The organism is Candidatus Symbiopectobacterium sp. NZEC135 (assembly GCF_025962695.1).
Window position 1 is genome coordinate 1 of record NZ_JAGFPF010000084.1, and the last position, 11,224, is coordinate 11,224.

Sequence of the window (11,224 nt, forward strand, 5' to 3'; positions counted from 1 at the left end):
GACAGCGCGACCAGTCAGTTCTTTATTAATGTCGCGGATAACGCGTTCCTCGATCACGGTCAGCGCGATTTTGGCTACGCGGTGTTTGGTAAAGTGGTGAAAGGGATGGATGTTGCCGACAAGATCTCTCAGGTGCAAACCAGCAACGTCGGCCCTTACCAGAATGTGCCAAGCAAACCTATCGTGATTAAATCGGCGAAAGTGCTGCCGTAAACGTTATTGAGAATTTCTGGGTTTGATATCAAGGCCACATTGCGTGGCCTTGATGGTTTTTGGCGATCTCTTCGGCATCTTATTCGTGCAGTGCTATGGTTGATTATTATTGGTTTAGTTAATTATTCTCATGCTTTTGTCGTGTTGATTAGGAAAAGTCGCACAGGGTTGATGAATACGTATTCGTGGTATTATTAATGAATAATCATGAGGTTATAGCTTGTTTTATATAAGGTGTACAATTTAAAAATATCAGTTATGCTTAATAAAGAAAATGACTCTTGAACCGATGCTCCGTTATCGATTGAATAATTATAATTAATTTGCGATATGATCATTGTCTATTTTATCTAAACTATCTTATTATTCGCCAGCTAATATTATTTCTTAATGCTTATTTTTCGATAAGAGATGGCTTGTCATTTAAGGCTGTTTCACTGTGATTTGATATTTTTATTAATTTTTCAGATTAATTTCTGAGGCTAATTGATTTTTTAAATAAAGACAGATTTGTCATTGAATATATTATTGATGTCATTTATTTATGGAGCAGTAAACCGGGCCATTACGTATTGCTATTCGCATATGGCTACACACTTATTCTCATTCAGCTAGTTATCATGATGACAATGGAGTAAGAAATGAAAAGATTCCTACTTCTGCTAAGTATGTTACTTGGTTGTGTTCAAGTAATGGCTGAAGCAGAAAATATCACTGTTGATCATAATCCACCGCAACCTCCTTTTGACATTATGCCTGCGCATGGCTTTGTCAACAATCCGGCAAGCCGCGCCACCCTGTGCCGTACTGCTATTCCCGCACCACAACATAATACGGGCTGTGGTGCTGTTCAATGGGAGCCTCAATCGATTGAAGGGCCACTAGGTTTTCCCAATGGTGGTCCACCTGATGGCCAAATCGCCAGTGGAGGAAACCCCAGATTTACCGAGATGAATCAGCAAACCGCTACTCGCTGGGTACGTGTTCCGATGCAAGCGGGAAACAGGGTGTTTACGTGGACGCTGACGCAAACGCACCTTACGCGCTCCTGGCAGGTATTTATTACTAATCAAAACTGGAACTCCAGTGTACCTTTGACGCGTGCCAGTTTTAACCTTTCGCCTATTTGTCAGCAAATATTCTCACCGCCCTATCCCCGACCAACATCACCATTTTCTATGAATTGTACAATCCCTGCGCGTACCGGATACCAGGTGTTGCTGGCGGTATGGACGATTGCGGACACACCAAATGCCTTCTATCAAGTCATTGATGCTCAATTCTGATCGCTATCATGAATGATACAACAGGGTAAAATGCTGAATATAAAATCTGGAGTAAGAAATGAAACACATCGTCTTGCTGCTATTAACTCTATTTGTCAGTTCCTATGGGGTTGCTGAAGAGGTGGTCGCTGATGCACAGGCCGTACCACCGGAAAGTCCATACAGTGGATATATTTCATCCCCACCCAGCCGCGTTATTTTGTGTACCAGCGACATCAGTGGGATTAATAATATAAATTGTGGACCGGCAAAGTTTCAACCTCAATATATTGAAGGCCCAAGAGGTTTCCCGGTAGAGGGCCCACCGGACGGGAAAATTGCCAGTGCGGGAAATCCTCAGTTTTCTCAGTTGGATGCCCAAAGTGCTAATCGCTGGTATAAGTCCCCGATGAATCCAGGATACAACACCTTTACCTGGACCATGAAAGCGCCCTATAACACTTACAGTTGGCAGTTCTTTATCACGAAACAGAACTGGAACCCGAATGCGCCGCTGACGCGTGCCAGTTTCGAGCCAGAACCCTTCTGTATGAACTATGTGCCGGTAGACTCAACCCCTCTGGAAAATACGAGTACCGACTGTGTGGTGCCACAGCGCACGGGTTATCAGGTCATATTGGGAGTATGGACCGTTTCTGATAAAGCAGACGCTTTCTATCAGGTACTGGATGTTAATTTTGGTTCTTAAGATAGCGATAATACGAGAAATCAAGGCCACGTAATGTGGCCTTGATGTTACTTGTGGGTTAGTTACAGGATGCTGTCGTCAGGACCGCCAGACCTTTTCCCTGACCGGCGAACTGTGCCAGCTTCGCTTTCACGCACTGGGCGTTGACCGGTGAATAACTGTAAGGCAATGACGGGAAGGTGCCTGTTGATTTCCAGTCCTCTGCGTTAACGTACGCTTTGGAGTCGCTGGTCCAGGTGATGTTATATGTAGCGTTTTGAGCCGCACTGGTGACGTTGTTATCACGCAGAACCCAGGTACCGAAGTTTGAGCCGTCGTAGCGTGACGTCACGGGGTTAACGGCGTTTTCGAACCAGTTACGTTCAATCAGCGCGAGCCCATTCTGACGTACGTTTATCCCTGAACTGGTAATCCCAGAATAGAGGTTATTATAGGCATGCACTTGCCCCCCGCGCTGTAACGGCAAGCGGGCGTTCACATCGCTGTAAACGTTGTGGTGGTATGTCAGGTTACGGCCGGTATCGCTGCTGCTTGAGCCACTTAATCCGACTTTTTTAATACCGTGGATGTAGTTATAAGAAACCGTCACGTTGGTCGACGCTTTCTTGATGTCAACCGCGGATTCAAACGTGGTATCGCCATCCGGTGTGCCGGGGCACTCATAGTTCTTGGCATAGATCTCGTTATGGTCAACCCAGACGTTCGGCGTGTTATCCACGCGGATGGCATCGCCGTCACTCGCACCACCCGGCATGTAGCCGAAACGCATATTACGGATCACCACATCGGAAGATTTCACTAACCAGATACCAAAGTTGGCCGATGAGCCATTGGTGCCAAGAATGGTAATCCCTTTGGTGAATTCTTTGATTTCAACCCCGCGAGCGGGCTTGCTCCATTGGCTGCAAATATCGGCAGCGGCGGCATTGATCAGTTTATCTTCGTTGCCGTCATAGGTGATAACCAGCGGATACGCGCCGGTTTTCACTTTCTTGCCGCTGCTATCTACGCGAGCGGCTTCAATGATGTCGACAATATCCTGCATGGAATGGGCGGTTTTTTTTACGGCACCCGAGATATCACCGCCGTCTGTGGTCGCATAGCCACCGGTATTCGCGGCAAATGCGCTTTGTGCACTTAATGTCAGCAATCCTGCGGTAAGAGAAAGTAGAACGTGTTTCATTCCTGTTGTCTCCTGAGGGAGTTATGGTTTTGCTCCGGCATAATGATCCCAATGCCGAGGGTAGGGTATAGGTTTGTTTCAATAAAAATGAAAAGTGCTTTTACTGTATTGCCGTATCATTAAAGCAAAAAGTGAGAAAAAAACAAATGAAAGGTAATTATTGAGAGAGAAATGATTCTTTTACATTTTAATCGATTTTACAGTGAGTTTTGATTTTCATGAAACATAAAAAATTATTATGATTCATAATGTTATTTTTTTCTTATGGTGTGTTGGTTTTCAGGTGAATGGAAGTGGCTTTCTTAATTTGGCGATTTGCGCAATGCTGGATAGGTTTTCATCAATATTTTTGCGATTTCAATTCAAAAAATTTAATCTAAGTCACATTTTTATGTACGTTGATAGATGTTGAAAATAAAAGTGTAAATTATCAATGGTTAGTGTGATCATTGATTTTATCGCTAAGTGATTTTTAATGTATAATTAATTTTGAATTTTAAATATTAACCAGGCTTTTTCTCTGAAGATAATATTTTTTAGGATTTTGCTGACATGGAGTCGTTTATTTTTTTTCTTTCATTGAAAACAAATGCTTATGGTTAATTTTATTCTATGGTTGATTTGTTTATCCGTGGGTTTACAATGTAAAAAAGGAAATAATTTTTTAAAGTGAGTTAGTATAATTATTGTTATTTTGTTTTTTATTAAAAATGCTAATTCTTAGTCAGCTAGCCATTATCAAATTGAGGTGTTTGTTTAATGGGGGGGGGGATGAATCCTTGTCTCGCTTTGATTTTTTATCCCGCCAGCATGCATTTGTTAGCTTTTTAAATATCTTGTGTACAACCACTTTCCTGTAGGGAAAAGGAGGTTTTATTGATTGCATTATATTTTTTTGAAGGTTGATTCTTAACTGAATAATTTGATCTCGAATTGTATTTGAGTGTGATTGCTTTTGTTATTTTCGCGCATGTATCAATTTTATTTCTATTTTAATTATTAATAATGGCACGAATGAAATATAAGCATCGATATAGGTAGCTATATTACTGAGTGATTTTTATTTATCGATATATCGTTGTTTTATCAATAATGAGAGGTGAAAAATGGCTAAACATGATGACGAGCATTATCATGGTCAACCTGATGAGCATGACGATCAACCTATAATCCCTCCGATTGATCACTGTGGTGAGTATCCTTTACCACCTGTTGAACACTGTGGTGACCATCCATCATTGCCACCCTACTATCCCTGTGTGGAAGATCCACCGCCGCCACCCTACAATCCTTGCGGTCAGTATCCGCCACCCTACAACCCCTGTATTCCCGATAACCCCTGTAGTGAGTATCCACAACCTGAAACTTATTATGAGCCGGAGGAATGTGGTTGCCATCATGACCCCGATGGTATTGCGCCGTTTCATGGATATATAAGACTTCCACGTTCTAGAGCCTATTATGCACGCTCTAGGGGATGGATCAGTAACCATCAAGCAACGGAAATGGAAGGGCAAAAAAATTTCCCGGCGTTTAATAATGGCACCCACAGCAGTGATCTCCGTTGGTTTCCAGGGGAGGCTGGGCCTTTTCCTGATGAAACACGGGTTGCTCCCCCAATACCATTGACTCTGCCGGATGGGTTCATTCTGAGCGGTGGTCGTACCGATGCCCGTGATATTGTGAACCTGTCTGATAGCCAATTACTGACAGCACGTGGCTCTGTGTGGCCAAAATTCCCTGTACGGCCGGGACAACTGGTCCCGATCAGTTGGAATCACACGGTGAATCATAGAACACGCGGTTATCGCTATTTCATTACCCGCCCTACTTGGAATAGAAATCATCGGCCAACGCGTGCAGATTTTGAACCGGCACCGTTTCAAAGCAATTTCCACACAAACAGATATTTTTGGCAGGAATCGATACAATCAATGGGACCAATGAGCAGTCAATCTATTTTGATCCCATCAGCGCCCAGGACGGGTCATCATATCATTTTAGCGGTATGGCTGGTCGCGGACTCTGGGGCCGGTTTTTATGGCGCACTGGATGTTGATTTTGGCGGCGGAGGTGGAGGTGGAGGAGGAGGAGGAGGAGGTGGTGGTGGTCCTATTGATCCGCCACCACCACCACCACCGCCGGGACGTTATCCTCAATGGCAGTTGGGAACACGGTATGAAAGGGGAGACCGAGTGACATATCAGGGGTCTAACTATGAATGTATACAAGGGCACCGAGCAGACTCACCGGCGTGGAATCCAGCGCAGGCTCGCACGCTATGGCGGCTGATATAGCAGCGCGTTTCTAATCAGAGCACATCAATACCGGGCAATCTACTGCCCGGTATTTTTACTGATGGCGTGGCAAATACCTATCACTTTTTTCGGTGATGATTCCGGTGAGTCAGATATTCATTGCTTAAGCTTACCCAAGCACAGTAGCCTACCGCCTATATATCCATCGTAAGACGTGTTCTGCATGCTGTTACTCATCGACAACTACGACTCATTCACCTACAACCTCTACCAGTATTTTTGTGAGCTGGGCGCTGAGGTGTTGGTTAAACGCAACGATGCACTTACGTTGAGCGACATCGAAGCGCTGGCCCCTACGCATCTGGTGATCTCCCCCGGCCCTTGCACGCCGGATGACGCGGGTATTTCTCTGGCGGCGATTCGCCATTTTGCAGGCAAGCTGCCCATTCTTGGCGTGTGTCTTGGACATCAGGCGATGGGGCAGGCGTTTGGTGCGCGCGTGGTGCGGGCGCGCCAAGTGATGCACGGCAAAACCTCCGTGATACAGCACACCGGGAGCGGCGTTTTTAACGGGCTGGCACTGCCATTAACGGTGACGCGCTACCACTCTCTGGTGATCGACCCCACCTCTTTGCCTCCCGAGTTTGACGTGACGGCCTGGACGGAGCGTGACGGCGAGCGTGATGAAATCATGGGAATACGCCACCGAACCTTGCCGTTAGAAGGGGTGCAGTTTCACCCGGAGAGTATTCTGAGTGAGCAAGGGCATCAATTGTTGCAGAATTTCCTTAATACCTGAGGTTATCAGCACCGGTTGCGATAAAACGGACTGTCATAACGCGCTATTTTATAACCTTGCGTATTGATTTTTTATGCATATTTGATGATTATATTTTCACTTTAAGCGGTGTGGACGGAAGCAAATGACAACAGATTCAAAGGCGGTAACCCGGGCGACGCATGACAAGGTGATTCTCCCCGTATACGCACCGGCGCAATTTGTGCCGGTTAAAGGCAAAGGTAGCCGCGTATGGGATCAGCAAGGGCGCGAGTATATCGACTTTGCTGGTGGGATTGCGGTAACGGCACTGGGTCATTGCCACCCGGCGCTGGTGGCGGCGTTAAAGCAGCAGGGTGAAACGCTGTGGCACACCAGCAATATCTTCACCAATGAGCCAGCGTTGCGTCTGGCCAGCAAACTGATCGACGCCACCTTTGCCGAGCGTGTGTTCTTTGTTAACTCTGGTGCAGAAGCCAACGAAGCGGCTTTCAAACTGGCACGCCACTATGCGATTAAGCGCCACAGCCCGTACAAAACCAAAATCATTGCGTTCTACAATGCGTTTCACGGTCGCACCTTGTTCACTGTCTCGGTCGGTGGGCAGGCGAAATACGCCGATGGCTTCGGACCAAAACCGGCCGATATCGTGCACGTGCCGTTTAACGATCTAGACGCAGTAAAAGCGGTGATGGATGACCATACCTGTGCCGTGGTGCTGGAGCCAATTCAGGGCGAAGGCGGCATTACGCCGGCCACGCCGGAATTCCTCAAAGGCGTGCGTGAGCTATGCGATCAGCATCATGCGCTGCTGGTGTTTGATGAAGTGCAAAGCGGCATGGGGCGTTCCGGTAAACTGTTTACCTACATGCACTATGGCGTGACGCCGGATATTCTCACCACGGCGAAAGCGCTGGGCGGCGGGTTCCCCATCAGCGCCATGCTGACTACTGAAGAGGTTGCCTCTGTGATGACTGTCGGCGTACATGGCACCACTTACGGCGGTAATCCGCTGGCCTGTGCGGTAGCGGAAGCGGCATTAGACACCATCAACACCCCACAGGTGCTTTCCGGCGTACAAGCGCGCCACGAGCGTTTCGTTTCGATTCTTCAGGCCATTAATGAAGAGCACGGTATTTTTGAGCAAATTCGCGGTATGGGTTTGCTGATTGGCGCAGAACTGAAGCCTAAATGGCACGGTCAGGCGGGCAAGTTCCTTGCTGCTGCTGCGGAGCAGGGCGTGATGGTGCTGGTCGCTGGGCCTAACGTGATGCGTTTTGTGCCGTCATTGGTGATTGATCTGGAAGATATCGATCAGGGCATGGCGCGGTTCGCGCGGGCGGTGGAAGCGGTAGTGAAAGCGGAGTAGGGAAGGTTCGTCAAAAGCACGCTGCGCAGCGCAACGTGCTTTTGTCTAAGCGGCACGGGTGATATCAGCGTGTGCCGTACACCACGATGGTTTTGCCGTGTGCCGAGATCAGGTTCTGGTCTTCCAGCATTTTCAGAATACGGCCTACCGTTTCGCGGGAACAGCCAACAATCTGACCAATTTCCTGACGCGTGATCTTGATTTGCATCCCATCCGGGTGCGTCATGGCATCGGGTTGCTTCGCCAAGTTCAACAGCGTCTGTGCGATGCGGCCCGTCACATCCAGGAAGGCCAGGTTGCCCACTTTCTGGGAGGTCACCTGAAGGCGGCGTGCCATCTGTGAGGAAAGACGCATCAGAATATCCGGGTTGACCTGAATCAGCTGACGGAATTTCTTATAGGAGATCTCAGCGACTTCACAGGCCGTTTTCGCCCGCACCCATGCACTGCGTTCCTGGCCCTCTTCGAACAGGCCCAGTTCTCCAATAAAATCCCCCTGGTTGAGGTAGGAGAGGATCATTTCCTTGCCTTCTTCATCCTTGATCAGCACAGCCACTGAGCCTTTCACGATGTAGTAAAGCGTTTCTGCCTTTTCACCTTGGTGAATCAGCGTGCTCTTCGATGGATACTTGTGAATATGACAATGAGAAAGGAACCATTCAAGAGTCGGGTCTGTCTGCGGTTTGCCGAGAACCATTCGCTGTTATCCTCTGTTGTAATTCACTGCGCAAATTACAGGGTTCAGAGTTCCCTGTACGGCGTATCAACGTGCTAGTAGTAAAAATTCCGTGTTGGCGGACTGACGTCAGGGAATATACTGGCTTCTGTATGGCGACGTCACGATCCGTTCTTACCGTCAGCATAAAGCTGAAGGAACGGATTCTATTCCTGTTTGTAACACAGCTTGACGAGCCTGTCTCGTGTTGTCTCGCTTCAGCATGATTAAGCTCTAGTTATCGGCGGTTTTTATATATAACAGTGAGTAATTTTCAAATAAATTTGAGGAGTTGTGGATGCAAGCGCGCGTAAAATGGGTTGAAGATCTGACCTTTCTCGGTGAGTCGTCATCCGGGCATCAGATCCTGATGGATGGCAATGCCGGCGATAAAGCCCCCAGTCCGATGGAGATGGTGTTGATGGCGGCAGGGGGCTGTAGCGCCATTGATGTGGTGTCCATTTTGCAAAAGGGCCGCAATACGATCACCGGGTGCGAAGTCAAATTATCCTCCACGCGTCGTGAAGAAGCGCCGCGTCTGTTTACCCATATCAACCTGCATTTTATCGTCACGGGCGTAGGGCTGACGGATAAGGTGGTTGAACGGGCGGTATCGCTGTCGGCGGAGAAGTATTGTTCAGTGGCGCTAATGTTAGAAAAGGCGGTGAAGGTCACGCACAGCCACGAAATCATCGCTGTCGCCTAGTTTTTTTCGTTATCGTATAGTTTTCTTCATAGTCGAATAGCTTTCTTCGTTGTCGCATAGCTTTCTGGCGGGCGGTGTGTGTTATCTCAGCCCGCGCTACGCCCTTCTGCCAGTCGCTTTACCAACGGCGCCATAATCAGCTCCATGGCGAGACCCATTTTCCCCCCCGGCACCACCAACGTATTGATGTGTGAAATAAACGAGCCTTGCAGCATGGCTAGCAGATAGGGATAGTCAATATGCTCGACGCCCTGGAAATGGATCACCACAAAACTCTCGTCCAGCGAAGGGATCGCCTTGGCGGCAAAGGGGTTTGAGGTATCGATAGTTGGTACGCGCTGGAAGTTGATATGGGTGCGAGAAAACTGCGGCGTGATGTAGGTGATGTAATCTTCCATGGAACGCACTACCGAATCCATCACTGCTTCACGTGAGTGTCCGCGTTCATTGATGTCGCGAACCAGCTTTTGAATCCATTCCAGATTGACGATGGGCACCACGCCGACCAGTAGGTCTACGTGCTGGGCAACATCGTACTGGTCGGTGACCACTGCGCCGTGCAACCCCTCATAAAACAGCATATCGGTAGGATGCTGCATCGGTTCCCACGGCGTAAAGGTGCCGGGCACTTGATTGTAGGGGATCGCCTCATCGTAAGTGTGCAGGTATTTGCGCGTTTTTCCGGTACCGTTGCGGCCATAGTCGATAAACGCTTGCTCAAGCAGGCTGAAATCGTTGGCTTCTGGGCCGAAATAGCTGATATGGCGGCCCAAATCTTTCGCTTTGCGAATCGCCATGTCCATCTCTGGCCGGGTATAACGGTGAAAGCTATCGCCTTCCAGTGAAGCGGCTTTTATCTGCAACTGCTGGAAAATTTTCCTGAACGCGAGGCTGGTCGTGGTGGTGCCTGCTCCACTGGAGCCAGTAACGGCAATGATCGGGTGTTGTTGCGACATGCGGTTTCACTCCGTCGGATGAGGCATTTGGCTAACATGGCTCTCACTGTATAACAGACCCGGTGGCGCAAGACGACCCCCCGCACGTCAGGAAACGGTGATTTATCACGTTACGGCGTATTTTCGTTGAGCTGGGTGCGCGGCATGATATTCAGCGTTTCATGCAGTTCTGACCACACCAGCACCACGTCGCCCGAGGCAAGCTGGCGACGAATATCCCTGACTTTTTCCTCCAGTGAGCGCTCCTGCTCGCCGTAATCCGTGCCTTCACGCAACACGAAGGACTCAATAATGTTTTGCAGCGTATCGCTATCAAGCTGCTGCCAGGGAATCATCATGCTGTTGCCTTTGCGGTGTCCGCTGATAGAAAGTGCGTGAACCAGGCCGGAATGCGTTGTTCCAGCCACATTTCCGGTTTCAGTAATGTACCGCCAACAAACCCGACGTGCCCGCCGTGCGCCGTCAGTTGGTATTCGATAGTGTCGGGTAGGTGGCTGATATCCGGGATCACCTCGGGTGTCATGAACGGATCGTCTTGCGCATGAATGATCAGTGTCGGCGTGCGAATGGTGGGCAGCAACGCCAGCGCACTGCACTGATGGTAGTAGTCGGCAGCATCCTGAAAGCCATGAATACGGGCGGTGATCGCATCATCAAACTCTCGCAATCCCTTGATGCGTTGCAACTGTGCCGGGACAATCGGTAACGAACCCGGATAGCGCGCCAGCTTACGCTGTGCATTCTGTTTCAACTGCCCGACTAGATAGCGCTGATAAATACGGGAAAATCCCTGCTCGATCCTACGGCTACAGGCGTCGAGATGAAACGGCGCGGAGACAATCGCCGCCGCACAGAGTAATTGCGCCTCTTCCCGCTTCGCCAGCAGGCAAGCCAGCATATTGCCGCCCAATGAGATGCCGATGGCAGCGGTCGGCGCTTCGCCTAGCGTATCTCGCATCCAGCGCAGCAAATAGCTGCCGTCATCGGTTTCACCCGAATGGTAGATACGGTTCAGACGGTTGGGGCGACCGCTACAGCCGCGAAAATGCATGATCACCGCCAGCCAGCCTTG

The 11,224-nt window shown here is 48.8% G+C and carries 13 protein-coding genes and 1 pseudogene; 9 read left to right on the forward strand and 5 right to left on the reverse strand.

From position 1 onward, the window contains the following. The 3 genes from J5224_RS22015 to J5224_RS22025 form a co-directional block, all read left to right on the forward strand. On the forward strand, positions 1-213 hold a 213-nt coding region (locus J5224_RS22015; protein WP_264627388.1), incomplete at its 5' end, for a peptidylprolyl isomerase. Between the two features lie 641 nt (positions 214-854). Further along, a complete protein-coding gene (locus J5224_RS22020) occupies positions 855-1,499 on the forward strand; it encodes a lytic polysaccharide monooxygenase (RefSeq protein ID WP_264627389.1) in 645 nt (214 codons plus the stop codon). Between the two features lie 58 nt (positions 1,500-1,557). Further along, on the forward strand, positions 1,558-2,187 hold the full coding sequence (locus J5224_RS22025) for a lytic polysaccharide monooxygenase (RefSeq protein ID WP_264627390.1): 630 nt from the start codon (positions 1,558-1,560) through the stop codon (positions 2,185-2,187). 58 nt (positions 2,188-2,245) lie between these two features. Here the strand turns inward: J5224_RS22025 and J5224_RS22030 are convergent, their stop codons facing one another. Further along, positions 2,246-3,370 carry a polysaccharide lyase gene (locus J5224_RS22030; protein ID WP_264627391.1) on the reverse strand — a complete coding sequence of 375 codons (1,125 nt, stop codon included), beginning with the start codon at positions 3,368-3,370 and terminating at the stop codon, positions 2,246-2,248. Between the two features lie 1,106 nt (positions 3,371-4,476). On the opposite strand from J5224_RS22030, the pseudogene J5224_RS35820 reads away from it, so the two are divergent. The 5 genes and pseudogenes from J5224_RS35820 to argD form a co-directional block, all read left to right on the forward strand. Then, positions 4,477-5,367 (forward strand): annotated as a pseudogene (locus J5224_RS35820) (lytic polysaccharide monooxygenase); the annotation flags it as partial. Positions 5,368-5,410: 43 nt separating this feature from the next. Beyond that, entirely contained in the window at positions 5,411-5,569 is a 159-nt protein-coding gene (locus tag J5224_RS22035; protein WP_264627392.1) for a hypothetical protein, read from the forward strand. Then, the gene (locus tag J5224_RS35825; protein WP_413544712.1) at positions 5,566-5,667 is read left to right on the forward strand and encodes a carbohydrate-binding protein; all 102 of its coding nucleotides are present in this window, start codon (positions 5,566-5,568) and stop codon (positions 5,665-5,667) included. The genes J5224_RS22035 and J5224_RS35825 overlap by 4 nt, the downstream gene beginning before the upstream one ends. Positions 5,668-5,851: 184 nt before the next feature. After that, positions 5,852-6,427, forward strand: a complete 576-nt coding sequence (locus tag J5224_RS22040) for an aminodeoxychorismate synthase component II (protein WP_264627393.1) — start codon at positions 5,852-5,854, stop codon at positions 6,425-6,427. A 124-nt stretch (positions 6,428-6,551) separates the two neighbouring features. Continuing rightward, positions 6,552-7,775 carry a bifunctional acetylornithine/succinyldiaminopimelate transaminase gene (gene argD, locus J5224_RS22045; protein WP_264627394.1) on the forward strand — a complete coding sequence of 408 codons (1,224 nt, stop codon included), beginning with the start codon at positions 6,552-6,554 and terminating at the stop codon, positions 7,773-7,775. Positions 7,776-7,839: 64 nt separating this feature from the next. Here the strand turns inward: argD and crp are convergent, their stop codons facing one another. Then, positions 7,840-8,472 carry a cAMP-activated global transcriptional regulator CRP gene (gene crp / locus J5224_RS22050; protein ID WP_012764006.1) on the reverse strand — a complete coding sequence of 211 codons (633 nt, stop codon included), beginning with the start codon at positions 8,470-8,472 and terminating at the stop codon, positions 7,840-7,842. Between the two features lie 316 nt (positions 8,473-8,788). Between crp and J5224_RS22055 the strand changes: the two genes are divergently transcribed. Beyond that, a complete protein-coding gene (locus tag J5224_RS22055; RefSeq protein WP_264627395.1) occupies positions 8,789-9,196 on the forward strand; it encodes an OsmC family protein in 408 nt (135 codons plus the stop codon). Positions 9,197-9,282: 86 nt separating this feature from the next. Here the strand turns inward: J5224_RS22055 and J5224_RS22060 are convergent, their stop codons facing one another. From J5224_RS22060 to J5224_RS22070, 3 genes are all read right to left on the reverse strand, one after another. Further along, complete coding sequence (locus tag J5224_RS22060) at positions 9,283-10,152, reverse strand: phosphoribulokinase (RefSeq protein ID WP_264627396.1); 870 nt, start codon at positions 10,150-10,152, stop codon at positions 9,283-9,285. 110 nt (positions 10,153-10,262) lie between these two features. Beyond that, a complete protein-coding gene (locus tag J5224_RS22065; RefSeq protein WP_196908059.1) occupies positions 10,263-10,490 on the reverse strand; it encodes a YheU family protein in 228 nt (75 codons plus the stop codon). Then, positions 10,487-11,224 (reverse strand): hydrolase (locus tag J5224_RS22070; RefSeq protein WP_264627397.1); only part of this gene is annotated, 738 nt, incomplete at its 5' end. The genes J5224_RS22070 and J5224_RS22065, both read right to left, overlap by 4 nt.

Excerpts from the sequence above, each read along its gene's own strand:
- J5224_RS22035 (WP_264627392.1), top strand. The coding sequence starts at position 5,411 with ATGGCGCACTGGATGTTGATTTTGGCGGCGGAGGTGGAGGTGGAGGAG.
- J5224_RS22020 (WP_264627389.1), top strand. The coding sequence starts at position 855 with ATGAAAAGATTCCTACTTCTGCTAAGTATGTTACTTGGTTGTGTTCAA.
- J5224_RS22040 (WP_264627393.1), top strand. The coding sequence starts at position 5,852 with ATGCTGTTACTCATCGACAACTACGACTCATTCACCTACAACCTCTAC.
- J5224_RS22055 (WP_264627395.1), top strand. The coding sequence starts at position 8,789 with ATGCAAGCGCGCGTAAAATGGGTTGAAGATCTGACCTTTCTCGGTGAG.
- J5224_RS22060 (WP_264627396.1), bottom strand. The coding sequence starts at position 10,152 with ATGTCGCAACAACACCCGATCATTGCCGTTACTGGCTCCAGTGGAGCA.
- crp (WP_012764006.1), bottom strand. The coding sequence starts at position 8,472 with ATGGTTCTCGGCAAACCGCAGACAGACCCGACTCTTGAATGGTTCCTT.
- argD (WP_264627394.1), top strand. The coding sequence starts at position 6,552 with ATGACAACAGATTCAAAGGCGGTAACCCGGGCGACGCATGACAAGGTG.
- J5224_RS22025 (WP_264627390.1), top strand. The coding sequence starts at position 1,558 with ATGAAACACATCGTCTTGCTGCTATTAACTCTATTTGTCAGTTCCTAT.
- J5224_RS22030 (WP_264627391.1), bottom strand. The coding sequence starts at position 3,370 with ATGAAACACGTTCTACTTTCTCTTACCGCAGGATTGCTGACATTAAGT.
- J5224_RS22065 (WP_196908059.1), bottom strand. The coding sequence starts at position 10,490 with ATGATGATTCCCTGGCAGCAGCTTGATAGCGATACGCTGCAAAACATT.